Genomic DNA, 23305 nt, shown 5'->3' on the forward strand with positions numbered 1-23305 from the left:
CGGACCGGAGTGGCTCCCACCTTGCGCCGGACGGGCGGTCGCTGCAACCGGAAGGGCCCGCCGCCGGCCGCCCGGCCTCAGTCGGGCGGCTCGGGCGCCGGGTCCTCGCCGGGGCGGGCGCCGGGCGGCTCCTCGGGGGCCGTACCGGGGTCCTCCGCGGGCTCCTCGGCCGGCTCGGGCGTCCCCGGGTCGTGCGGCACCGGCCGCGGTCCACTGGGCACGGGCCCCGGCCCGTCACCCGTCGTCGCGCTGCTCATGCTGGTGGTACTCCCTCCTGGGTGGTTCCATCGTGCGCCGGTCCGCCGCCCGCCGCCCTTTCGCGGGATCCGCCCGCCCGCGGCGCCGACCCGTTGATACGTTCACGTCATGGATGAGCGCGCGTGCGACGGCAGTGCCGGCGATGTGGACTACGGCGCCGTCGGCGGGGGCTACGCCGAGCACCGCCGCCCCGACCCGCGGATCGCCGCCCGGATCGACCGGGCCCTGGGCGCCGCGCGCACGGTGGTGAACGTCGGAGCCGGCGCCGGCTCCTACGAAGCGACCTCCCGCGAGGTCACCGCCGTCGAGCCGTCCGCGGCGATGCGCGCCCAGCGGCCGCCCCACCTCGCCCCGGCGATCGACGCGGTCGCCGAACAACTCCCCTTCGCCGACGACTCCTTCGACGCCGCGATGACCACCTTCAGCGTCCACCAGTGGAGCGACCCGGCGGCCGGGCTGCGCGAGCTGCGCCGGGTGGCCCGCGGCCCGGTCGTCGTGCTGACCTGCGACCCGCGGCGGGTCCGGGACTTCTGGCTGTACGCCTACTGCCCCGAGGTCCTGGACACCGAGGCCCGCCGCTACCCCGGGATCGACGCGCTGGCGTCCGCCCTCGGCGGCACCGTCGCCGTCGAGCCGGTCCCGATCCCCCTGGACTGCTCCGACGGCTTCAACGAGGCGTACTACGGGCGCCCCGAGCGCCTCCTGGACCCCGGCGCCCGCCGGGCGTGCTCCGCCTGGAGCTTCGTCGACGAGCCGGCCCGCACCCGCTTCGCCGACGCGCTCCGCCGCGACCTGGCCGACGGCACCTGGGACGCCCGCCACGGCGCACTGCGCGAACAACGCTTCCTGGAGGGTTCGTTGGTCCTGCTCAGGGCCCTCCCGGACTGACCCTCGCGGGCCCGCCGACCGGCACCGATCGCACTTTCGGGGCGGCTGTGCTCCTCTGGTAGCGAGGACGGTCCCGGTGCGGGCGTCGGACCGCGGGCCGAGGAGCACCGAGGAGCGCCGCGCCATGCCCCCCACCACCTTCCGCATCGCGATCATCGGGGCCGGCCCCGGCGGGCTGGTCTGCGCCCGGGTGCTCCAGCGGCACGGGGTCCCGGTGACGGTCTTCGAGCGGGCCCTCGGCCCGGTGGGCGTCGCGCCCGGCGGCCCCCTGGAGCTGCGGGCGGCGACCGGGCAGGCGGCGCTGCGCGTGGCCGGGCTGGAGCGGGAGTTCCGCGCCGCGGCCCGGCCCGTCGGCCAGGAGCTCCGGCTGCTCGACCGCACCGGCGCGGTGCTCCACCGGGACCTGCCCGAACCCGGCACGCCCGCCGAGCGCCCGGAGATCGGCCGGCGCGAGCTGTGCCGGCTGCTGGTGGACTCGCTCGCCCCCGGCACGGTCCGCTGGGGCTCCTACCTGCGGACGCTGCACCCGCGCGGCGGCGGCCGGCACCAGGCGGTCTTCGACGACGGCGGGTCGGCCACCTTCGACCTGGTCGTCGGCGCCGACGGGACGTGGTCCCGGGTCCGCCCGCTGCTGTCCGAGGCGACCCCGCACTACTCCGGCGTGACCTTCGTCGAGACCGGCCTCGACGACGTCGACGCCCGGCACCCGGCGATCGCCCGGCTGGTCGGCCGCGGCACCATGATGGCGCTGTCCGGGGGGAAGGGGCTGATCGCCCGGCGCGACGGCCGCGGCCGGGTCCGGGTCTACGCGGCCCTCCGCGGATCCGAGGACTGGGCGCGGGAGGCCGGGGTGAACACCGCGGACGCCGAGGCGGTCCGCGGCGCGCTGCTGACCGCGTTCGCCGGATGGCACGAGCGGCTGCTGGCGCTGCTGCGGGACGGCGGCGAGGGGTTCGCCAACCGCCCGCTGTTCGCGCTGCCGGTGCCGCACACCTGGCCGCACACCCCGGGCCTGACGCTGCTGGGCGACGCCGCGCACCTGATGACCCCGCTCGCCGGTCCGGGCGCGGACCTGGCCCTCCAGGACGGCTGCGAGCTCGCCCAGCACCTCGCTGAGGCGCACACCTGGCAGACCGATCCGGACCGCGCGGTGCGGGTGTACGAGGCGGCGCTCTTCCCCCGCTCGACCGCGGCCGCGGAGGGGGCCGCCCGCGGCCTGGAGGCCGCCCTCGCGCCGGACGCCCCGCGCCGCGCGCACCACCTGCTCCGCCGCCGGCACCTGCACCCGCACCGCCCCTGACCCGGCCCCGTCGTGCCGGGTTGCGGGCCCGCACCGCCCGTCGGACGATCGGCAGCGGAGGGACGCCGGGGGCGGCGTGTCCGCGCTCCGCCCGCCCGGCCCGTGGCACCGAGGGACGGAGCAGCGCGTGAAGATCACCGAGATCACGCCGGGCGCGCCCTGCTGGGTGGAGCTGGTCACCTCGGACGTGGCCGCGGCCGCGGTCTACTACCGCGAGGTCTTCGGCTGGCACGCCGAGGCCGACCCGCGGGCGGCGGCCGGCGGCTACACGCTCTTCTCGGTGGGCGACGCCCGGGTCGCCGCGGCGACCCCGCTGTACGCGCCGGGCCAGCCGACCGCGTGGACCGTCACCTTCGCCACCGGCGACGCCGAGGCGCTGGCCGCGGCCGTGACCGAGGCCGGCGGCAGCGTGCTGGTGGGTCCGCGGGACGTCTTCGACCTGGGCCGGTTCGCGGTGCTGGCCGATCCAGCGGGCGCGGCCTTCGCGGTCTGGCAGGCCCGCGGCTTCGCCGGCGCCGAGCTGCTGAACGCGCCCGGCGCGCTCGGCTGGGTCGAACTCGCCACCGACGACGCCGAGTCCGCGGTGGCGTTCTACTCCCGGGTCCTCGGATGGACCGTCAGGGCCCATGGCACGTACACCCAGTGGGGGATCGGCGGCGCCGACTTCGGGGGGATGAGCACCGTGGAGGCGCGCGACCGGGAGGACGTCCGGCCGCACTGGCTGCCGTACTTCGCGGTCGAGTCGGTCGACGGGACCGAGGCGCGGGCCGCCGAGTCCGGGGGGATGGTGCTGATGGCGCCGACGGACGTCCCGGACGGGCCGCGGATCGCGATGGTGCGGGATCCGCAGGGCGCGGTCTTCGGGATCCACCAGGCGGGTACGGAGGGTTGACCGCGCGCACCGGCGCGCCGGGGGGCGAGTGAATTCCTTCGGCCGACGGGCCCATGCGGTGTCACACGGTCGGCCGTGTTTCGTCGTTTCACCACACTGTTTGCGGTGTTTGCGCGTAATGTCCGCAACGCACCGATGGGTGGCACTGCGCGGCAACGCATCGCGCGTCGAGAACAGGAGACCCCTATGTCCACGACCGACGTCCTCGTGGCCCGAGGCAAGAAGCTCGCAGCCGGCGCGGGCGCACTGACCACGGCCGTCGCCCTGGGGGCGACGCTGTTCGCAGCGACTCCGGCCCAGGCGACGCCCCACCCCCTGCCCAGCCCTCAATCGCAGCCCTTTCCCCAGGAGTTGACCGGTCCGGACTACACGTACGGCACCGTCACCGCCGGCCGCGGGATGAACGAGCGCGAATACCCCAGCACCGACTCCGCGTCCCGCGGATACCTCCGCAACGGCGCCCGGGTCTACCTGGTCTGCAAGGTCCGCGCCCAGAACATCCGCGGCAACGAGGTCTGGTACCTGGTCCGCGGCAGCCGCCGGACCTGGATCGCGGCCAAGCACGTGACGAACACCGGCGCCGTCAAGTACTGCGGCGACGGGCGTCGCGACCGCGTCCAGGGCAACGAGGCCGCCCGGCACGCCGGCTGAGGCCGCCCCGCGCGGCGGGCTCCGGAACGGGCCCGGCCCGGCACCCCTCCAGGTGTCGCGCCGGGCCCGGTGCGCGCCCGCGCCCGACCGGTCACCGCCCTTCCGTATTACTGGAACGCGTTCTACTGTGCCCCCGACCCCGGAATCCGACGGGCCGTCAGCACCCGGGCGGCCACCGGGCGACGGGACGAGTGGACCGGACGACTGGTGGAGGGGCCGTGCACCTGGACTACACCCCGGAACAGCAGCGACTGCGCGCCGAACTGCGCACGTACTTCGGCGAACTGGTACCGGACAACGCCTACGCCCGGTACGCCGACCCGGCCGCCCAGAAGCGCTTCTACCGCGCCACGGTGCGCCGGCTCGGCTCCGACGGCTGGTTGGGCGTCGGCTGGCCCAGGGAGTACGGCGGGCGCGGGATGACGCCCATGGAGCAGTTCATCTTCTTCGACGAGGCGGCCCAGGCCGGGGTGCCGCTGCCGCTGATGGCGCTGAACACCGTCGGCCCCACCCTCATGCGGTTCGGGACCGAGGAGCAGAAGGCGTACTTCCTGCCCCGGATCCTCTCCGGCGAGATCGACTTCGCGATCGGCTACAGCGAACCCGACGCCGGCACCGACCTGGCCGCCCTGAAGACCCGCGCGGTGCGCGAGGGCGACGAGGAGACCGGCCACTACGTCGTCAACGGCCAGAAGATCTGGACCACCAACGGGGACACCGCCGACTGGGTCTGGCTCGCCGTCCGCACCGATCCGGACGCCCCGCCCCACAAGGGCATCACCATGCTCCTGGTCCCCACCAGCGACCCCGGCTACTCCTGCACCCTGATCAACACCCTCGCCTCGCACGACACCACCGCCAGCTACTACGAGAACATCACCGTCCCCGCCACCCGCCGGGTCGGCCAGGAGAACAAGGGCTGGCGGATCATCACCAACCAGCTCAACCACGAACGGGTCACCCTCGCCGCCCACGGCACCATGGCCATCCGCGCCCTCCACGACGTCCAGCGCTGGGCGGCCGGCACCAAGCTCGCCGACGGCCGCCGGGTCATCGACCTGGGCTGGGTGCGCGGGCGACTGGCCCGCACCCACACCCGACTGGAGGCCATGAAGCTGCTGAACTGGCGGATGGTCGACGCGCTCCAGCGGGGCACGCTGACCCCCCAGGACGCCTCCGCGGTCAAGGTCTACGGCTCCGAGGCCCGCCGGGACGCCTACGCCTGGCTGATGGAGGTGGCCGGCGCCGCCGGATCCCTGACCGAGGGCTCGGCGGGCGCGGTGCTCCACGGCGAACTGGAACGCGGCTACCGCTCCGCGGTCATCTTCACGTTCGGCGGCGGCAACAACGAGATCCAGCGCGAGATCATCTCGTGGATCGGCCTGGGCATGCCCCGGGTGCGGCGGTGACCGGCCGGCGGGCGGCGCGGTGACGGCCGGCGACCCCGGGCTCTTCGGGCCCCGCTCGGTGACCTGGCAGCTGCACGCCGACCCGATGATGTGGATCGCCGGCGTCCGGGCCCTCTACCTCCAGGCGCTGCACCCGCGCGCGGTGCGCGGCGTGCGGCAGAACTCGGCGGCCTTCCGGATGGACGACCGGGGCCGGCGCGATGCCTGGGGCCGACTGATGCGCACCGCCGACTTCGTCGGCACCCTCACCTACGGCACCACCGACGCCGCCGAACGGGCCGGTGCCGCGGTCCGCGGCCTGCACCGCCGACTGACCGCCACCGACCCGGCCACCGGCGAGCGCTACCGGATCGACGAACCGGAACTGCTGCGGTGGGTGCACTGCGCCGAGGTGGACTCCTACCTCCAGGTGCTGCGCCGCTCCGGCCACCCGCTCACCGACCGGCAGGCCGACCGCTATCTCGACGAACAGCGCACCGGGGCCCGGCTCGTCGGCCTGGACCCGGACACCGTGCCCGGCGACCGGGCCGCGCTCGCCGCCTACTTCGCCCGGATCCGCCCCGAGCTCGCGCTCACCCCCGAAGCCCGCCAGGTCGACGCCTTCCTACGGCGCCCGCCGGTGCCGCCCGCACTCGTCCCGGCCCGCGCGCTGCTCTGGCGGCCGGTGGCCGAGCTCGCCTACGCGGCGCTGCCGGGCCACGCGCACCGGCTCTACGGCCGGCCGGCACCCCCGCCGGCCCTCGCCACCCGCCGGCTGCGCACCGCCGGCCGGCTGCTGCGCGCGGTACCGGCCACGGTCCGCTGGCAGCTGCCGCCGCGGCACGTCCTGCGGGCGGTGGCGCGGCTCGGCCCCGGCGCGCGGCCGGGTCCCTTCAAGCTCCGGGACTCCGCCGCCATACTGGACGGGCACGACACACAGGGGGATCCACGCGGCTGAACGCGGGAGCGGGGGCGGCGACAGGGATGGCGGAGCACAGGCTGATTCAGGGGCGGTACCGGCTGCTCGACACCATCGGGCGCGGCGGCATGGGGGAGGTGTGGCGGGCCCGCGACGAGGCGCTGGGCCGGCTGGTCGCCGTCAAGTGCCTCAAGCCGATGGGGCAGCGGCAGGAGCCCGGATTCCTCCGGGTGTTGCGGGAGCGCTTCCGGCGCGAGGCCCGGGTCGCGGCCGCGCTGCAGCACCGCGGGATCACCGTCGTGCACGACTTCGGCGAGGACCACGGCATCCTCTTCATCGTCATGGAGCTGCTGAACGGCCGTAACCTCAGTCAGCTGCTGGACGACAACCGGCGCCAGCCGCTGCCCGTCCCGGACGTCATCGAGGTCGCCGAGCAGATCGCCGCCGCCCTCGCCTACACCCACGAACAGGCCGTGGTGCACCGCGATCTGAAACCGGCCAACATCGTCCGGACCACCGACGGCACGGTCAAGATCTGCGACTTCGGCATCGCCCGGCTCGGCCACGACATCGGCTTCACCGCCCGGCTCACCGGCACCGGCATCGCCATGGGCAGCCCGCACTACATGTCGCCCGAGCAGATCGGCGCCGGCACCGTCGACCACCGCAGCGACCTGTACTCCCTCGGGTGCGTGCTCTACGAGATCGCCACCGGCGCCCCGCCGTTCGCCCAGGGCGACGCCTGGGCGGTGCTGGTCGGCCACCGCGACACGCCCCCGGAACCGCCGCGCGCGGTCCGCCCCGATCTGCCCGAGGCGTACGAGCGGATCGTCCTCGACCTGCTCGCCAAGGACCCGGACGAGCGCCCGCGGGACGCCGACGAGCTCGCCAAGCGGCTGGCGGACGCCCGCCACCGGCGCCCCCCGCGCGGCGCCGGCCCCGCGCCGGACGACCTGACGCTGCCCACCCCGCGGCTGCCCTCCTGGACCCGCGGGATCACCGCCGGTGCCCCGGCCGTCCGCGCCCGGGCGCCGCACCGCCCCTGGACGGATCCGGCGGTCGCGGTCCTCACCGACGTCTGGACCTCGGCCCGCGACCCGCTGCGCGGCGAGGCGTCCCCGGCCCTCGGCCCCGACCGGCCGAGCCCGCCCGGCGACCACCACGCCCTCCTCGCCACCCTGGCCGGCCGGCTGGCGCACGCCCACACCCTGACCCGGGCGAGCCGGCACTTCGAGGCGCAGGAACTCTTCACCGAGGTGCTGGCCGGGCGCGAGCGGCTGCTCGGCCCGGACCACCCCGACACCCTCGGCTGCCGCCACCACCTCGCGGTCGGCCTCGGCCGGCTGGGCCGCCTGGAGGAGTGCCGGACCGCCGCCCGTGAGGTCGCCGAGGCGCGCGCCCGGGTGCTCGGCGCCCACCACCCCGACACCCTCGCCTCGCGCTGGCAACACGCCTTTGTCTCAGGGCAGTTGGGGCGCTGGCCGGAGGCGCTCGCGGCCTACCACGACGTGGCCGCGGGGCGCGCGGCGGCGCTCGGCCCGGACCACCCGGACACCCTCGCCGCCCGCTACGAGACCGGTGTCGCCCTGGGCCGGCTGGGCCGCAGCGCGGAGGCGCTGGCCCACTACCGCGACCTGGTGGCGGCCCGCACCCGCGCCCAGGGCCCCGACGACCCGGAGACCCTCCGCGCCCGGCACGGCCTGGGCGTCAACTACGGCCGTCAGGACCGCTGGCACGAGGCGCTGACCGAGGCCCGTGAGGTCGCCGCGGCCCGCGCCCGGGTGCTCGGCGCCGACCACCCCGACACCCTGGCCAGCCGCCGGGAGATCGCCGTGGCGCTGGGCCGGCTCGCCCGCTGGGCCGAGGCGCTGGACGTCTACCGCCAGGTCGCCGACGCCCGCGCCCGGACCCTGGGCCCGGACCACCTCGACGCGCTGGCCAGCCGCGGCGAGCAGGCCCAGTGCCTGGCGCGGCTGGGGCGGACGGACGAGGCGGACGCGCTGCACCGCCGGGTCGCGGCACTGCGCCGGGAGCGCGCCGGACACCGGCGGTAGCGGACGCCCCTGCGGGCCCTTGCGGACGACACAGGGGCCCGCAGGGGACCGCAGGATCAGCGCTCCGGTCGGACCCGGTAGAGCACGGTGGCGTGCGGCGGAACCTTTCGGGCGATGATGGTCCGGGCGGTCCGCACGCTGCGCCCGGTGACCAGATCGCGCAGCCGGTAGGACTGCGCCGCCGGCAGCCCGGCCGCGCCCGCCGTGATCGACAGCGTGCGGGCGGTGCTGCCCCCGTTGAACAGCGCGACCGCCCGGTCGCCGTTCCGCAGCGGCTTGGACAGCACCGCCGCGTCCCCGTCCTGCTGGACGATGTGGCCCTGGACGCCCAGCGGGTCCTGGTCCACCGCGATCACCTCGCGGTTCCCGAGGATCGCCAGCGCCGCCGGGGAGAGCTTGCCCAGGTCGGTGCTGGAGATCAGCGGCGCGGCCATCATCGCCCACAGCGACATCTGGCTCTGCATCTCGTCGCGGCTCAGGCCGGAGTCGCCGACCAGCAGGAAGTCGGGGTCGTTCCAGCGCCCGGGGCGCTGGAGGTCGGCGAGGTTGGCGTTGTAGCGGAAGTTGCCGCTGATGGACGCCCACTTCGCGGCCGGGGTGCTCTGCTGGAGCGCGATGTCCGCGCCGCCCCGCCACAGGTTGCCCAGCTGCCCGGACCACGTGATGACCCGGTGCCAGACCGCGTCCCCGGCGAACTGGAAGTAGGCGGGCGCGGAGATCGAGAAGGTGATGGGCCGCCCGGTGGCCCGCAGTGCCCGGCTCTGCTGCGTGTACAGGTCGTGGAAGATCTTCTCCTTGCTCTGTCCCGAGGGCACCGGGACGTTGCAGCCGTCGGCCTTGAGGTAGTCCACCCCCCAGCTCGCGAAGAGCTTGGCGTCCGCCTCGAAGTGCCCGAGGCTGCCCGGGTACTTCCCGCAGGTCAGCTTGCCGACGTCCTCGTAGATGCCGAACTTCAGCCCCATTCTGTGGAGTTGCGCTCCGACGTACGCCATGCCGTGCGGGAACTTCGCCGTGTCGGCGACCAGCTCGCCCTGCGGGCCGCGCTCCTTGGTCATCCAGCAGTCGTCGACGGTGACGGTGCGGTAGCCCTTGTGCGCCAGCCCGCTGCGGACCAGCGCCCGCGCGTTGTCCAGGACCACCTGCTCGTTGAGGCCGCCGCACTGGTAGTACGACCAGTTGTTCCAGCCCATCGGGGGCGTGGGGGCGAGGTTGGGGTAGTCGGACTCGTGGGCGGTGCCGGGGGCGCGGGCGGCGGAGGCCGGCGCGGTGGCCGCCAGCAGCCCCGCCGAACAGGCGGCGACGGTGGTGAGTCCGAGGAGGGTGCGGCCGATGCGGGATACCGACGGATGGGACACAGGTCACCTCACGTGGCGGGTGGGCCGGCCGGTGAGAACGGCCGACGGGGGCGGTTCCAGGGCGCGCACGGCCGGACGCTAGAAGCGGACTGACGAGTGGTCAAGAAGCCGCACCGCCCGGAACAAACGATTCATTCGGCCGGCGCCGCGCGTTTCCTCCCTGGTGGTCGCCGGACCTCCGTGCTACCAAGAGGCATGCCGGAACGGACTTCGTACGATGTCGTCATCGTCGGCGGCGGGCACAACGGACTGGTGGCCGCCGCCTATCTCGCCCGCGCCGGGCGGAGCGTGCTGGTGCTGGAGCGGCTGGACCACACCGGCGGCGCCGCCGTCTCCACCCGGGCCTTCACCGGGATCGACGCCCGACTGTCCCGCTACTCCTACCTCGTCAGCCTGCTGCCGCCGAAGATCGTGCGGGACCTCGGGCTCCGCTTCGCGGTCCGCAAGCGCACCGTCTCCTCGTACACCCCGGTCGTGCGCGCCGGCCGGCCCACCGGCCTGCTGGTCGGCGGCGGGGCCGCCCGCACCCGGGCCTCGTTCGCCGAACTCACCGGCTCCGACCGTGAGTTCGATGCCTGGCAGGACTTCTACGCCACCACCCGACGGCTCGCCGAGCGGGTCTTCCCCACGCTCACCGCACCGCTGCCCACCCGCGCCGGGCTCCGCGCCCGGATCGACGACGACGCCACCTGGCACGCCCTCTTCGAGCGGCCCCTGGGCGAGCTGATCGAGAAGACCTTCCACGACGACCTGGTGCGCGGCGTGGTCCTCACCGACGCGCTGATCGGCACCTTCGCCACCGCCCACGACCCGACGCTCCGTCAGAACCGCTGTTTCCTCTACCACGTCGTCGGCGGCGGCACCGGCGACTGGGACGTCCCCCTCGGCGGGATGGGCGCCCTCACCGACGCCCTCGCCGACGCCGCCCGCCGGGCCGGCGCCGAGATCGTCACCGGCTGCCCGGTCACCGCCCTCGCCACCGACGGCCGCACCGCGGAGGTCACCGGTGAGGGGTGCGGCACGATCGGCGCCCGCCACGTCCTGGTCAACGCCGCGCCCCGGGAACTGGCCCGGCTGCTCGGCGAGCCCGCGCCGCCGCCCGTCGAGGGCGCCCAGCTCAAGGTGAACATGCTGCTCACCCGGCTGCCCCGGCTCCGCGACCCGCGCACCGACCCGCGCGAGGCGTTCTCCGGCACCTTCCACATCGCCGAGGGGTACGACCAGTTGGAGACCGCCCACGGGGAGGCCGCGGCCGGCCGGCTGCCCAGTGTGCCGCCCTCGGAGATCTACTGCCACTCCCTGACCGACCCCTCCATCCTGGGCGCCGACCTGGTCCGCCGGGGCCACCACACCCTCACCCTCTTCGGACTGCACACCCCGGCCCGGCTGTTCGCCGCCGACACCGCCGAGGAACCGGTCACCCGGGACAAGCTGCTGGCCGCCACCCTCGCCCAACTCGACGCGCAGCTGGCCGAACCGCTCGCCGACTGCCTGGCCGAGGACGCCGACGGTCGCCCGTGCGTCGAGGCGCGCAGTCCCCTCGACCTCGACCGCGAACTGGGCCTGCCCGGCGGCAACATCTTCCACCGCGAGCTGGCCTTCCCCTACGCCGACGAGGCGGACGACCTCGGCACCGCCGCCGCCCGCTGGGGCGTCGCCACCGGCCACGCCAACGTCCTGCTGTGCGGCGCGGGCGCGCTCCGCGGCGGCGGGGTGAGCGGCATCCCCGGCCACAACGCGGCGATGGCGGTGCTGGAGGAGTCGGCGGCGCGGTGAGGGCGACCAGTTTCTGACGTAGCATCAGAAAATCTCTTCCCTCGTGCGGCCCGCTGCGGCATCCTGCGCCCATGCAGACGGAGCTGAGCAACGCGCTGGGAGTCGAGCACGCCGTCTTCGGGTTCACGCCGTTCCCCGCGGTGGCCGCCGCGATCACCCGGGCCGGCGGGTTCGGGGTGCTCGGCGCGGTCCGCTACACCGCCCCCGGTGAACTGGCCCGCGACCTGGACTGGATGCAGGAGCACACCGACGGACTGCCGTACGGCCTCGACGTGGTGATGCCCGCCAAGAAGGTCGAGGCCCCGCAGGGCCACCCACTGAGCGAGGCCGACGTCGAGGCGATGATCCCGCAGGAGCACCGCGCGTACGTCGCGGCGCTCCTGGACACGTACGACGTGCCGCCGCTCGCCCCCGGCGAGGCGTCCGGCTGGCGGATCACCGGCTGGATGGAACAGGTCGCCCGCACCCAGCTCGACGTCGCCTTCGACTACCCCATCAAACTGCTCGCCAACGCCCTGGGCTCCCCGCCCGCCGACGTCGTCGAGCGCGCCCACCGGCACGGCGTCCGGGTCGCCGCCCTGGCCGGCAGCCCGCGCCACGCGCTGCACCACAAGGCCGCCGGGATCGACGTCGTCGTGGCCCAGGGCTACGAGGCCGGCGGCCACACCGGGGAGATCGCCACCATGGTGCTCACCCCGGAAGTGGTGGCCGCCGTCGATCCGCTGCCGGTGCTCGCCGCCGGCGGGATCGGCACCGGCGAGCAGATCGCGGCCGGACTCGCCCTGGGCGCCCAGGGCGTCTGGCTCGGCTCGATCTGGCTCACCACCGAGGAGGCCGATCTGCACTCCCGGCGACTGACCGCGAAGCTGCTCGCCGCCGGCCCCGGCGACACCGTCCGCTCCCGCGCCCTGACCGGCAAGCCCGCCCGCCAGCTGCGCACCGCCTGGACCGACGCCTGGGACGACCCCGACGGCCCCGGCACCCTCCCGATGCCGCTCCAGGGGCTGCTGGTCGCCGAGGCCAACTCCCGCATCCAACGGCACGAGGTCGAGCCGCTGCTGGGCACCCCGGTCGGCCAGATCGTCGGCCGGATGACCAGCGAGCGCAGCGTCCAGGCGGTCTTCGACGACCTCACCCGCGGCTTCGAGCGGGCCATCGACCGCATCAACCGCATCGCCGGACGCGCCTGATCCGCCGATCCGTCGATCCGCGATCCGACGATCCACCGATCCGCCGATTCGTCACTGCCCGAGGAGGACCCGACCATGACCGACACCCCCAACGGCTTCTGGGCGCAGGCCACCGCCGACCCCGGCCGGACGGTCCTGATCGCGCCGGACGGCGGAGAGTGGACCGCCGGCCGCCTGCACGCCGCCGCCAACCGGCTGGTCCACGGGCTGCGCGCGGCCGGCCTGGAACGGGGCGACGCCTTCGCCGTGGTCCTCCCCAACGGCGTGGAGTTCTTCACCGCCTACCTCGCCGCCTCCCAGGCCGGCTTCTACCTCGTCCCGGTCAACCACCACCTGGTCGGCCCGGAGATCGCCTGGATCGTGGCCGACTCCGGCGCCAAGGTGCTGATCGCCCACGAGCGGTTCGGCGACGCGGCCCGGCAGGCGGCCGACGAGGCGGGCCTGGCGGCCGGGCGACGCTACGCCGTCGGCGCCGTCCCCGGCTTCCGCCCGTACGCCCAACTCCTCGACGGTGGGCCCGAGTCCGCGCCCGCCGACCGGACCCTGGGCTGGGTGATGAACTACACCTCCGGCACCACCGGCCGCCCCCGCGGCATCCGCCGCCCGCTGCCCGGCAAGCCCCCCGAGGAGACCTTCCTCGGCGGCTTCCTCGGCATCTTCGGCATCCGGCCGTTCGACGACAACGTCCACCTGGTCTGCTCGCCGCTCTACCACACCGCGGTCCTGCAATTCGCCGGTGCCTCCCTGCACATCGGGCACCGCGTCGTCCTCATGGACAAGTGGGCGCCGGAGGAGATGCTGCGCCTGATGGCCCGGCACCGCTGCACCCACACCCATATGGTCCCCACCCAGTTCCACCGCCTCCTCGCGCTCCCCGAGGAGGTCCGCCGCGGCTACGACGTCTCGTCGATGCGGCACGCCATCCACGGCGCCGCGCCCTGCCCCGACCACGTCAAACGCGCCATGATCGACTGGTGGGGCGGCTGCGTCGAGGAGTACTACGCGGCCAGTGAGGGCGGCGGCGCCTTCGCCACCGCCGAGGACTGGCTGAAGAAGCCCGGCACGGTCGGCCGGGCCTGGCCGATCAGCGAGCTCGCGGTCTTCGACGACGACGGCAACCGGCTCCCGGCCGGTCAACTCGGCACCGTCTACATGAAGATGACCACGGGCGGCTTCGCGTACCACAAGGACGAGGGCAAGACGCGGAAGAACCGCATCGGCGACTTCTTCACCGTCGGCGACCTCGGCTACCTCGACGAGGACGGCTACCTCTTCCTCCGCGACCGCAAGATCGACATGATCATCTCCGGCGGGGTGAACATCTACCCCGCCGAGATCGAGTCGGCGCTCCTCGCCCACCCGGCCGTCGCCGACGCCGCCGCCTTCGGCATCCCGCACGACGACTGGGGCGAGGAGGTCAAGGCGGTCGTCGAGCCCGCCGAAGGCCACCGGGCCGGACCGGAGTTGGCCGCCGAGATCCTCGACCACTGCGCCCGCCTGCTGGCCGGCTACAAGCGCCCCCGCTCCGTCGACTTCACCGCCGCCATGCCCCGCGACCCCAACGGCAAGCTCTACAAGCGACGGCTGCGCGACCCGTACTGGGAGGGCCGGGAGCGCGCCGTGTGACCGACGGCCGCACCGCACGCCTACCCCCCCGAGGCGACGCGAGCCGCTCCGGCCGCAACGGCTAGCCTGGACCCCTGACACGGCTCGTGCCGAGGAAACTCATCGGAGTGCGCACACGGTCCTCAGGGGGAAGTCGAACAGGTGGAGCAACCGGCGCAAGACCTCGGGGACGAGCTGCGGCAGCTGTACCGCGCGGCCGGAAGTCCGGCCGTGGACAAGCTCGTCGAGCTGTCCCAGGGGCAGCTGCCGGTCAGCCAGTGGCCGACCCCGTCGGCCGTCCACGGCTGGTTCCACGCCGGCGCGGTGCCCACCTCGTGCGCCGCCCTGCTGGCCTTCGTCGAACTGCTGGACGGCTTCGCCCGGCAGGCCAGCGACGGCGCCCATCTGCCGCGCTCCGCCCAGTGGTGGGAGCTGCTGTGGTACCGCACCACGCGGCCACCGGCGGACGCCCCGGGGACGGGGACGGGGGGCGGCAACCTCGTCGAGGGACACGCCCGACTCCTCGGCCCCACGGTGCAGGCCGGGGCCATCAACGGCGGTGTGCACGTCCATCCGCCGGCCGACCCGGGCGGCGCGCCGCCCCCGTCGCAGCCACCCGGCGTACCGTCGCAACGGGACCCCCGGGTCGTCATCCGCGTACAACGGGGCACCGAGACCATCGAGTTCTACGACGAGGGGCTCGCGCGCATCTGGATCACCGCGGTACTCGACCAGCGGCACGCCGAAGACGGGAAGCGCAACGATGAGCACTGACCACGGGATCGATCCGGCGACGGCACTGCGGGCCGCGGAGATCCTGGAATCCCCGCGCCGGCTGCACCGGGGGCTGGAGGAGACGGACGACGCCATCGCCACCCTGGACAAGGTGCTCACCGCCACCCCGCCGGGACCGCTGCGCATCACCATCCTGTCCAACCTGGGCCTGATCCGGATGGTCCGCTTCCAACTCACCTCCTCCGTGGCCGACCTGGACGCCGCCATCCACTGCTTCCGGGAGGCCCAGACGGCACACACCGCCCAGCTGCCCGAGGGCAGCCACCCCGAGCTGACCGCCACCATCCCCAACCTGATCGGCGCCCTGCACGCCCGGGCCGAGTACACCGGCAACTGGGACGACCTCGACGAGGCGATCGTCCTGGGGCGCGAGGCGGCGGTCCGCATCCCGCCCGGTCTGCCCCAGCGCTCCGCCGCGCTCGCCAGCCTCAGCAGCGCGCTGCGCATCCGCTACGAGCGCGCCGGCTACGAAGGCGATCTGACGGAGGCCATCGACCTGGGCCGGCAGGCCAGCGCGGACCTGCCCGCCGACCACCCGCGGCAGGGCGCGGTGCTCTCCAACCTCGGCAGTTCCCTGCTGGCGGCGGGACTGTCGGCGGACGCCGTGCGCGCGTACGAGCAGGCGGTCGAGCGGTTCGCGGCGGCGGGCAACCGGCACGGCCGGGCCCGCACGCTCACCAACCTCGCCGGGGCGCTGGCCCAGGACGGCCGGATCGAGCAGGCGCTGGCGGCGTCCTGGCAGGCCCTGGCCGAGTTCCGGACCCTCGGCGACGCGTCCGGCGAGGCCCGGGTGAAGAAGAACGTCGCCTCGTCCCTCGCCGTGTGGGAGGAGTCCGCCGCGCAGGACGCGCACCACACCCGGGAGGTGTACGCGCACGCCCTCGCGGACTGCGCGCGGGTCCTGGGGGCGGACGACGCCACCACCCGGGCCCTGACGGACCGGCTCGCCGTCCTGCGGCGCGGCGCGGCACCCGCCGCCGACGTGCCGTGACCCGCCCCGTCCAGTACCTTGACCGGCCCCCGGGCGCACCGCAGGATCGCCGCATGACGGATGCGAGGGACGCGCCCGGAGCGCGCAGCAACACGGTCGACGGGGTCCTGCGGCGCAGCGCGCGCCGGGTGCCGGAACGGACCGCGGTCCGGTACGCGGGGCGGAGCTGGAGCTACCGCGCTCTGGACGACGCGGTGACCGCCGCCGCGCGGGTGTTGCGCTCCGAGGGGCTGCGCCCCGGCGACCGGGTGGCGTCCTACGGGCACAACTCCGACGCGTATCTGATCGGCTTCCTGGCCTGCGCCCGCGCCGGGCTGGTGCACGTGCCGGTCAACCACGGCCTCACCGGCGAGGAACTGGCGTACCTGCTGGACCAGTCCGGCAGCGCCCTGGTGCTCACGGACGTCGCGCTGGCGTCCCGGTTGCCGGCCGGGACCCGGGCCGTGCCACTGCACGGCGCGCCGGACGGGCTGCTGGAGCGGCTGGCGGAGCAGCCGGCGGAGGACGGGGCGGCGGCCGGCGCCGGTGCGCTGCCCGAGGCGTCCGAGGACACCCTGGTCCAGCTGCTCTACACCTCGGGCACCACCGCGCTCCCCAAGGGCGCGATGATGACCCACCGGGCGCTGGTGCACGAGTACACCAGCGCCATCGTCGCCCTCGACCTCAAGGAGAGCGACCGCCCCGTCCACTCGCTGCCGCTCTACCACTCCGCGCAGATGCACGTCTTCCTGCTGCCCTATCTGGCGGTCGGGGCGGAGAACACCCTCCTGGACGGGCCCGATCCGGAGCGGATCTTCGCGCTGGTGGAAGCGGGCGAGGCGGACAGCCTGTTCGCCCCGCCCACGGTGTGGATCGCGTTGACCCGGCACGCCGGCTTCGACACCCGGGACCTCGGCGGGCTGCGCAAGGCGTACTACGGCGCGTCGATCATGCCGGTGCCCGTACTGGAACGGCTCCGCGCCCGGGTGCCGCACCTCGCCTTCTACAACTGCTTCGGCCAGAGCGAGATCGGCCCGCTGGCCACCGTCCTGGGCCCGGACGAGCACGAGGGCCGGATGGAGTCCTGCGGCCGTCCGGTGCTGTTCGTCGAGGCCCGGGTGGTGGACGAGGACGGCCGGGAGGTGCCGGACGGCACCCGTGGCGAGGTCGTCTACCGCTCGCCGCAGCTGTGCACCGGCTACTGGGACAAGCCGAGCGAGACCGCGGAGGCGTTCCGGGACGGCTGGTTCCACTCGGGGGACCTGGCCGTCCGGGACGCGGCGGGCTATTTCACGGTGGTCGACCGGGTCAAGGACGTCATCAACTCCGGTGGCGTCCTGGTCGCCTCGCGCCAGGTGGAGGACGCGCTCTACGCCCATCCGCAGGTCGCCGAGGTCGCGGTCATCGGGCTGCCGGACGAGCGGTGGATCGAGGCGGTGACCGCGGTGGTGGTCCGGCGCACCGACGGCACGGAGGAGAACGGCGTGGTCGGGGAGGCGGAGCTGATCGCGGCGGCGCGGGCCCGGCTGGCGCCGTTCAAGGTGCCCAAGCGGGTGGTGTTCGTGGACGCGCTGCCGCGCAACGCCTCCGGCAAGGTCCTCAAGCGTGCGCTGCGCGAGCGGTTCGACACCCGCCGGGCGGCGCGCTGAGGGCGGCTGTCAGTGCCCGCTGCCATGCTGGGAACCGGTACTGACCAGCGCGTGATGGGAGCTCCACTGATGCTGACGACCCACTTCGTCCCGGGCTCGCCGAACTGGCTCGACCTCGGCGCGCCCGACGTCGACGCCGCCGCGGCCTTCTACTCCGCGGTGTTCGGCTGGACCTTCCAGTTGGCCGGCCCGGAGAGCGGTGGTTACGGCTTCTTCCAGCTCGACGGCAGAACGGTCGGCGCGGTCGGCCCGCTGACGGAGGAGGGCGCGAGCCCGTCCTGGACGCCGTACTTCCACACCGCGGACGCGGACGCCACCTGCAAGGCGGTGGAGCAGGCCGGCGGCCGGGTCCGGGTCGCGCCGATGGACGTCTTCACCGCCGGCCGGCTGGCCATGCTCACCGATCTGACCGGCGCCGACTTCGCCGTCTGGCAGCCCGGCGAGGTCAAGGGCCTGGAGGCGGTCATGGAGCCCGACACCCTGTGTTGGACGGAGCTCTACACCACCGACGCCGCCGCGGCGAAGGAGTTCTACGCCTCGGTGTTCTCATGGAGATACCAGGACATGCCGATGGGCGGCGGCCCCGTCTACAGCCTCGCCTCCGCCCCCGGCGCCGGACAGGGCGAGGACACCGCGCACGGCGGCATCATGCAGCTCCCGCAGGAGAATCTGGACGCCGGCTCGACGCCCGAGTGGCACCCGTACTTCGGCGTGACCGACTGCGACGCCACCTTCAACGCCGCCGTCCAGCACGGCGGCACGCCGCTCATCGCCCCGATGGACGTGCCCGGCGTCGGCCGGCTGGCGATGCTGATGGATCCGGCGGGCGCCCCCTTCGCGCTGATCAAGGGGGACCCGTCGATGACCTGACGTCACCCGCTCCGGCGCGCGTCCACGATGCGCTTGAACTTCCCGACCGAGCGCTCCAGCGTCTCCGGATCGACGATCTCGACGGCGACCGTGACGCCGATGCCGTCCTTCACGCCGCGGGCGATCCGGTCGGCGGCGGCCGTCCGGTCGTCCGCCGTGGCGCCCGGCCGGGCCTCGGCGCGGACGGTCAGCTCGTCCAGCCGGCCCTCGCGGGTCAGCCGGAGCTGGAAGTGCGGGGCGACCCCCGGGGTGCGCAGCACGATCTCCTCGATCTGCGCCGGGAAGAGATTGACCCCGCGTAGGATGATCATGTCGTCGCTGCGCCCGGTGACCTTCTCCATGCGGCGGAAGGCCGGGCGGGCGGTGCCGGGCAGCAGCCGGGTCAGATCCCGGGTGCGGTAGCGGATGACCGGCATCGCCTCCTTGGTCAGGGAGGTGAGGACCAGTTCGCCGTGCTCGCCGTCCGGCAGCACCTCCCCGGTGATCGGATCGACCACCTCGGGATAGAAGTGGTCCTCCCAGATGTGCAGTCCGTCCTTGGTCTCCACGCACTCCTGTGCCACGCCGGGGCCCATCACCTCCGACAGGCCGTAGATGTCGACGGCGTCGATGGCGAACCGCTCCTCGATCTCCCGGCGCATCTCCTGGGTCCAGGGCTCGGCGCCGAAGATGCCGACCTTCAGCGAGGTCGAACGGGGGTCCACGCCCTGCCGCTCGAACTCGTCGAGCAGGGTGAGCATGTAGGACGGCGTGACCATGATGATCTCGGGGCGGAAGTCCTGGATGAGCCGCACCTGACGGCTGGTCATCCCGCTGGACGCCGGGACGACCGTGCAGCCGAGCCGCTCCGCGCCGTAGTGCGCCCCGAGTCCGCCGGTGAACAGCCCGTACCCGTAGGCGATGTGGACGGTGTGCCCCGGTCGGCCGCCCGCCGCGCGGATCGAACGGGCCACCAGGTCCGCCCAGTCCGAGAGGTCCCGCTCGGTGTAGCCCACGACCGTCGGCCGCCCGGTGGTGCCGCTGGAGGCGTGCAGCCGCCGCACCCGCTCCTTGGGGACGGCGAACATCCCGAACGGGTAGTGCGCCCGCAGATCGTCCTTGACGGTGAACGGGAAGCGGGCCAGGTCCGCCGTCGAGCGGCAGTCCTCGGGCCGCACCCCCGCCCGGTCGAACGCCTCGCGGTAGAAGGGGACGTGTTCGTAGGCGTGCCGCAACGTGGCTCGTAGCCGGGTGACTTGGAGCGTGTGCAGGGCGTCCGTCGAGAGCCGCTCCGCGTCGTCGCACCAGTCGGTCCCGCAGGTCCCGAGGTTCGCCCCGCTGTCCGTCGCCGTTTCCGGCATGGATCTCACCGCCTCGTCTCCCTACCGATCATTCGGTAGCTGCGTGCGGGTCCAAGTAATCAGCGCGCGGCGAACACGTCAAGAGGCGTGCCGAGGAAGGCCCACGGGTAGCGTCGGGCGCATGGGTGACCTACGGAAGGTGCAGGTGGGCGACGTCCGGCTGGCATACCGCGGATGGGGCGCAGTGGACGCGCCGCCGGTGGTCCTGCTGCACTGCCTCGGGGAGGACGGCGAGGACTGGCGCGGCGTGGTCGGGCGACTGGCCACCACGCACCGGGTCCTCGCCCTCGACCAGCGCGGACACGGCCGCAGCGACTGGCCGGGGGAGTACGGCTTCGAGCACTGGCGGGACGACGCGATCGGCTTCGTCGAGACGCTCGGCCTCGGCCCCGTCACCCTCGTCGGCCACTCCGCGGGGGCCACCGCCGCCCTCCTGCTGGCCGCCCACCGCCCGGACCTGGTCACCCGCCTGATCGTGGAGGAGCCCGCCCCGCCGGTCCCCGCCGACCCGCCGCAGGAGGTCCCCGAGCCACCGCCCGGCCCGCCGACCTTCGACTGGCAGGCCAAGATCGCCGTGGTGGCCGAACGGAACGCCCCCGCCCCGCACTGGCGCGACGGCCTGCCCGCCATCACCGCCCCCACCCTCGTCATCGCCGGCGGCCCCACCAGCCACATCCCCCAGCACCATCTCGCCGAACTGGCCGGCACCATCCCCGACGCCCACCTGGTCACCATCGACGCCGGCCACCTCGTCCACGAGGAGCGGCCGGCCGCCTACCTGGCGGCGGTCACGTCGTTCCTGGCGGGCGGCCGGTGAGAGCCCGGCGGGGCGGCGCCCGGCGCCTGGCGCGGAGGCCGGGGCGGCCGTAGGCTCCCGGCGTCCGCACCCCCCCCGTGGCCCGCGCGTCGTTCACCGGGCCGCGGTTCCCAGAAAGGCTCGATGTGCAGGTGACCACCTCGATACGCCGTGCGCTGCTCGCCGGGACCGCCGCGGCGGTGCTGTTCGCCGGGGCCGGGAGCGCCGTCGCGGCGCCGGCCGCCGGGGCCGCGCGTCCGGTGAGCGCGCCGGTCGGCGCCGCACCCGCGCCGATCGGGCAGCTCCGGCCGCTGGTCGCGCTCTCCGCCGAGCGGCTGGCCACCGCCGATCTGGTGGCCGCCGCCAAGTGGGGCACCGGCAGCCCGATCGACGACCCGGCGCGGGAGCGGGAGGTGCTGGAAGCGGTGGCGGCCCTGGCCCGCCGGCTGGGCGCCGACCCGGCCGCGACCGTGCGGATCTTCCGGGACCAGATCGAGGCGAGCAAGGTCGTCCAGCGCGGCCTGCACCGCCGCTGGACCGCCGACCCGGCGCAGGCGCCCACCACCCGGCCGGACCTCGCGCGGATCCGCACGGAGATCAACCGCATCAACGGGGAGCTGGTGCGGGCCATCGCCGCGTCCCCGCAGGCCCGCACGGCGCCCGGCTGCGCGCCGCGACTGGCGCTGTCCGCGCTGTGGGTGGGCCACGAGCGCCGGCTGGACGCGCTGCACGCGGCGGGGCTGGCCCGGTCGCTGCGCTCGGTCTGCGGGGGCTAAGGGGTGTCCGCGAAGTGGACACGGGCCGGGGTCCGCAACGTTGCGCCCGCCGCCCGGTCGGTCGCTCACGCCTCCCGTTCGCCCGCCGCCACCGCCTTCGCCCAGCGGTAGTCCGCCTTGCCGCTGGGCGACCGTTGGATGCGGTCGGCGAAGACGACCTGGCGCGGCACCTTGTAGCCGGCCAGCCGGGTCCGGCAGTGCGTCTGGAGGGCGGTGAGGTCCAACGGGCCCGAGCCTGGGCGGAGTTGGACGACGGCGGCGACCCGGTTGCCCCAGCGGTCGTCCGGGACGCCGGCCACCAGCGCGTCGTAGACGTCCGGATGCGCCTTGAGGGCCTGCTCGACCTCCTCCGGATAGATCTTCTCCCCGCCGGAGTTGATGCACTGCGAGCCCCGGCCGAGCACGGTGACCACGCCGTCGGCGCCGAGGGTGGCCATGTCGCCGAGCAGCACCCACCGGTCGCCGTCGGCCTCGAAGAACGTCTCGGCGGTCTTGGTCGGGTCGTTGTGGTAGCCGAGCGGGACGTGGCCGCGCAGCGCGAGCCGGCCCGGTTCGCCGACCGCTGAGCGCCGGTGGGTGGCCGGATCCACCACGGCCATCCGGGAGTTGACGTTCAGTCGGAAGCCCTTGTCCGGGCCGGAGTCGTCGGTGGCGGTGCCGTTGAACCCGGACTCCGAGGAGCCGAAGTTGTTCAGCAGTAACGCGTTCGGTACCAGCGCGGCGAACTGGGCGCGGACCGTGTCGGAGAGGACCGCCCCGGAGCTGCTGACGCTGAACAGGGACGAGCAGTCGGTCCCCTTGAGCGGTCCGGCAAGGGCGTCCACCAGTGGCCGCAGCATCGCGTCGCCCACCAGGGAGACGCTGGTGACCCGCTCCCGCTCGATGGTGCGCAACACTTCCTCGGGCACGAACTTGCGGTGGACGACGACCTTCTGGCCGAAGTGGAAGGCGATGAACGCGGTGAGCGTCGAGGTGCCGTGCATCAGCGGCGGCGTCGGGAAGAAGACCAGGCCCTCGCCGCCGGCCGCCACCCGCTCGGCCAGTTCCTGCGGGCGGCCGACCGGCTCCCCGGTCGGCGCGCCGCCGCCCATCCCGGAGAAGAAGATGTCCTCGTGGCGCCAGACGACGCCCTTGGGCATCCCGGTGGTCCCGCCGGTGTAGATGACGATGCGGTCGTCGGCGGAGCGCGGCCCGAAGCCGCGGGCGGGGGAGCCGGCCGCCACGGCCTGCGCCAGCGGCACCGGCGCGATCGACGGCTCGGCGGCCCCCGCGGGCGGGGCGCCGACCCGCACCAGGTGCCGCAGCCCCGGCGCCCGCGGCAGCGCCCCGGCGACCCGCTCGGTGAACTCCCCGTCGAAGACCAGTGCCACCAGGTCGGCATCGCGGTAGAGGTAGGCCAACTCCTCCTCTACATAGCGGTAGTTGACGTTGACCGGGACGGCGCGGATCTTCAGGCAGGCGTAGGCGGTCTGGAGGTACTCGACGCCGTTGTAGAGGTGCAGGCCGACGTGGTCGCCGGGGCCGACGCCCTGGCCGGCGAGGTGGTGGGCCAGGCGGTTGGCGGCCCGGTCCAGCTCCGCGTAGGTCAGTCGCCGCTCGGCGCCGGTGCCCGGATGGTCGAGGTGTACCAGCGCCTCGCGGTCGGGGACGGTGTCGACGATCGACTCGAAGAGGTCGGCGAGGTTGTACTCCATGGCTCCTCCAGACCGGGCGGGCGTCGGCTCGGGCGTCATTAGAGCGTCGTGGCGAAGCACAGGGAAGGGCCCCGACCAAGAAAACTGACTGGTCGTCAGAAAAGCCTTGAACTCACCGTGCGGCTACTGCAACCTGTTC

Annotated in this window: 20 protein-coding genes; 16 read left to right on the forward strand and 4 right to left on the reverse strand. The window is 74.5% G+C overall.

Annotation, left to right across the window (positions count from 1 at the left end; translation table 11 throughout):
- Window positions 1-77: 77 nt before the first annotated feature.
- Entirely contained in the window at window positions 78-257 is a 180-nt protein-coding gene (locus tag MOV08_RS34250; RefSeq protein ID WP_039638191.1) for a hypothetical protein, read from the reverse strand.
- Window positions 258-366: 109 nt separating this feature from the next.
- On the opposite strand from MOV08_RS34250, the gene MOV08_RS34255 reads away from it, so the two are divergent.
- The 7 genes from MOV08_RS34255 (at window position 367) to MOV08_RS34285 (ending at window position 8350) form a co-directional block, all read left to right on the forward strand.
- Window positions 367-1146, forward strand: coding sequence for a class I SAM-dependent methyltransferase (locus MOV08_RS34255; RefSeq protein ID WP_039638192.1), 780 nt, complete (start codon window positions 367-369; stop codon window positions 1144-1146).
- Window positions 1147-1270: 124 nt separating this feature from the next.
- Window positions 1271-2446, forward strand: coding sequence for an FAD-dependent oxidoreductase (locus MOV08_RS34260; protein ID WP_039638194.1), 1176 nt, complete (start codon window positions 1271-1273; stop codon window positions 2444-2446).
- 127 nt (window positions 2447-2573) lie between these two features.
- Window positions 2574-3338, forward strand: coding sequence for a VOC family protein (locus tag MOV08_RS34265; protein ID WP_275310159.1), 765 nt, complete (start codon window positions 2574-2576; stop codon window positions 3336-3338).
- A gap of 186 nt (window positions 3339-3524) precedes the next feature.
- Entirely contained in the window at window positions 3525-3989 is a 465-nt protein-coding gene (locus MOV08_RS34270) for an SH3 domain-containing protein (protein WP_275310160.1), read from the forward strand.
- 218 nt (window positions 3990-4207) lie between these two features.
- Window positions 4208-5398 (forward strand): acyl-CoA dehydrogenase family protein, encoded by a 1191-nt coding sequence (locus MOV08_RS34275; RefSeq protein ID WP_102923591.1) that lies wholly within the window; start codon window positions 4208-4210, stop codon window positions 5396-5398.
- 19 nt (window positions 5399-5417) lie between these two features.
- Window positions 5418-6335 carry an oxygenase MpaB family protein gene (locus MOV08_RS34280; protein WP_039638201.1) on the forward strand — a complete coding sequence of 306 codons (918 nt, stop codon included), beginning with the start codon at window positions 5418-5420 and terminating at the stop codon, window positions 6333-6335.
- Between the two features lie 26 nt (window positions 6336-6361).
- Window positions 6362-8350: a serine/threonine-protein kinase gene (locus MOV08_RS34285; protein ID WP_275310161.1), complete on the forward strand. Its 1989-nt coding sequence runs from the start codon at window positions 6362-6364 to the stop codon at window positions 8348-8350.
- A 56-nt stretch (window positions 8351-8406) separates the two neighbouring features.
- On the opposite strand, the gene MOV08_RS34290 is transcribed toward MOV08_RS34285, so the two are convergent.
- A complete protein-coding gene (locus MOV08_RS34290) occupies window positions 8407-9705 on the reverse strand; it encodes a glycoside hydrolase family 27 protein (RefSeq protein WP_275310162.1) in 1299 nt (432 codons plus the stop codon).
- Between the two features lie 195 nt (window positions 9706-9900).
- Between MOV08_RS34290 and MOV08_RS34295 the strand changes: the two genes are divergently transcribed.
- The 7 genes from MOV08_RS34295 (at window position 9901) to MOV08_RS34325 (ending at window position 18560) form a co-directional block, all read left to right on the forward strand.
- Entirely contained in the window at window positions 9901-11481 is a 1581-nt protein-coding gene (locus MOV08_RS34295) for a phytoene desaturase family protein (protein WP_275310163.1), read from the forward strand.
- 71 nt (window positions 11482-11552) lie between these two features.
- Window positions 11553-12671 carry an NAD(P)H-dependent flavin oxidoreductase gene (locus MOV08_RS34300; protein ID WP_275310165.1) on the forward strand — a complete coding sequence of 373 codons (1119 nt, stop codon included), beginning with the start codon at window positions 11553-11555 and terminating at the stop codon, window positions 12669-12671.
- A 75-nt stretch (window positions 12672-12746) separates the two neighbouring features.
- Window positions 12747-14297, forward strand: coding sequence for an acyl-CoA synthetase (locus MOV08_RS34305; RefSeq protein WP_275310167.1), 1551 nt, complete (start codon window positions 12747-12749; stop codon window positions 14295-14297).
- A gap of 141 nt (window positions 14298-14438) precedes the next feature.
- On the forward strand, window positions 14439-15050 hold the full coding sequence (locus tag MOV08_RS34310; RefSeq protein WP_039638210.1) for a hypothetical protein: 612 nt from the start codon (window positions 14439-14441) through the stop codon (window positions 15048-15050).
- Complete coding sequence (locus MOV08_RS34315) at window positions 15040-16062, forward strand: tetratricopeptide repeat protein (RefSeq protein ID WP_275310169.1); 1023 nt, start codon at window positions 15040-15042, stop codon at window positions 16060-16062. The genes MOV08_RS34310 and MOV08_RS34315 overlap by 11 nt, the downstream gene beginning before the upstream one ends.
- Window positions 16063-16115: 53 nt before the next feature.
- On the forward strand, window positions 16116-17690 hold the full coding sequence (locus MOV08_RS34320) for a fatty acyl-CoA synthetase (protein ID WP_275310171.1): 1575 nt from the start codon (window positions 16116-16118) through the stop codon (window positions 17688-17690).
- A gap of 69 nt (window positions 17691-17759) precedes the next feature.
- Window positions 17760-18560: a VOC family protein gene (locus MOV08_RS34325; RefSeq protein ID WP_275310172.1), complete on the forward strand. Its 801-nt coding sequence runs from the start codon at window positions 17760-17762 to the stop codon at window positions 18558-18560.
- Between the two features lie 2 nt (window positions 18561-18562).
- Here MOV08_RS34325 and paaK read toward each other — a convergent pair whose 3' ends face one another.
- Window positions 18563-19900 (reverse strand): phenylacetate--CoA ligase PaaK, encoded by a 1338-nt coding sequence (gene paaK, locus MOV08_RS34330; RefSeq protein WP_275311993.1) that lies wholly within the window; start codon window positions 19898-19900, stop codon window positions 18563-18565.
- A 121-nt stretch (window positions 19901-20021) separates the two neighbouring features.
- Here paaK and MOV08_RS34335 point away from each other — a divergent pair, with 121 nt between their 5' ends.
- Window positions 20022-20717 carry an alpha/beta fold hydrolase gene (locus MOV08_RS34335; protein ID WP_039638215.1) on the forward strand — a complete coding sequence of 232 codons (696 nt, stop codon included), beginning with the start codon at window positions 20022-20024 and terminating at the stop codon, window positions 20715-20717.
- Between the two features lie 125 nt (window positions 20718-20842).
- A complete protein-coding gene (locus tag MOV08_RS34340; RefSeq protein WP_275310173.1) occupies window positions 20843-21472 on the forward strand; it encodes a chorismate mutase in 630 nt (209 codons plus the stop codon).
- A 65-nt stretch (window positions 21473-21537) separates the two neighbouring features.
- On the opposite strand, the gene MOV08_RS34345 is transcribed toward MOV08_RS34340, so the two are convergent.
- On the reverse strand, window positions 21538-23166 hold the full coding sequence (locus MOV08_RS34345; RefSeq protein WP_275310175.1) for an acyl-CoA synthetase: 1629 nt from the start codon (window positions 23164-23166) through the stop codon (window positions 21538-21540).
- Window positions 23167-23305: the final 139 nt, after the last annotated feature.

The organism is Streptomyces yunnanensis (genome assembly GCF_029011865.1).
Taxonomy (GTDB): Bacteria; Actinomycetota; Actinomycetes; order Streptomycetales; family Streptomycetaceae; genus Streptomyces; species Streptomyces yunnanensis.

Coding starts and splice junctions, on each gene's coding strand:
- MOV08_RS34250 (WP_039638191.1), bottom strand. CDS start 257: ATGAGCAGCGCGACGACGGGTGACGGGCCGGGGCCCGTGCCCAGTGGA.
- MOV08_RS34255 (WP_039638192.1), top strand. CDS start 367: ATGGATGAGCGCGCGTGCGACGGCAGTGCCGGCGATGTGGACTACGGC.
- MOV08_RS34260 (WP_039638194.1), top strand. CDS start 1,271: ATGCCCCCCACCACCTTCCGCATCGCGATCATCGGGGCCGGCCCCGGC.
- MOV08_RS34270 (WP_275310160.1), top strand. CDS start 3,525: ATGTCCACGACCGACGTCCTCGTGGCCCGAGGCAAGAAGCTCGCAGCC.
- MOV08_RS34285 (WP_275310161.1), top strand. CDS start 6,362: ATGGCGGAGCACAGGCTGATTCAGGGGCGGTACCGGCTGCTCGACACC.
- MOV08_RS34295 (WP_275310163.1), top strand. CDS start 9,901: ATGCCGGAACGGACTTCGTACGATGTCGTCATCGTCGGCGGCGGGCAC.
- MOV08_RS34300 (WP_275310165.1), top strand. CDS start 11,553: ATGCAGACGGAGCTGAGCAACGCGCTGGGAGTCGAGCACGCCGTCTTC.
- MOV08_RS34305 (WP_275310167.1), top strand. CDS start 12,747: ATGACCGACACCCCCAACGGCTTCTGGGCGCAGGCCACCGCCGACCCC.
- MOV08_RS34315 (WP_275310169.1), top strand. CDS start 15,040: ATGAGCACTGACCACGGGATCGATCCGGCGACGGCACTGCGGGCCGCG.
- MOV08_RS34320 (WP_275310171.1), top strand. CDS start 16,116: ATGACGGATGCGAGGGACGCGCCCGGAGCGCGCAGCAACACGGTCGAC.
- MOV08_RS34325 (WP_275310172.1), top strand. CDS start 17,760: ATGCTGACGACCCACTTCGTCCCGGGCTCGCCGAACTGGCTCGACCTC.
- paaK (WP_275311993.1), bottom strand. CDS start 19,900: ATGCCGGAAACGGCGACGGACAGCGGGGCGAACCTCGGGACCTGCGGG.
- MOV08_RS34335 (WP_039638215.1), top strand. CDS start 20,022: ATGGGTGACCTACGGAAGGTGCAGGTGGGCGACGTCCGGCTGGCATAC.
- MOV08_RS34345 (WP_275310175.1), bottom strand. CDS start 23,166: ATGGAGTACAACCTCGCCGACCTCTTCGAGTCGATCGTCGACACCGTC.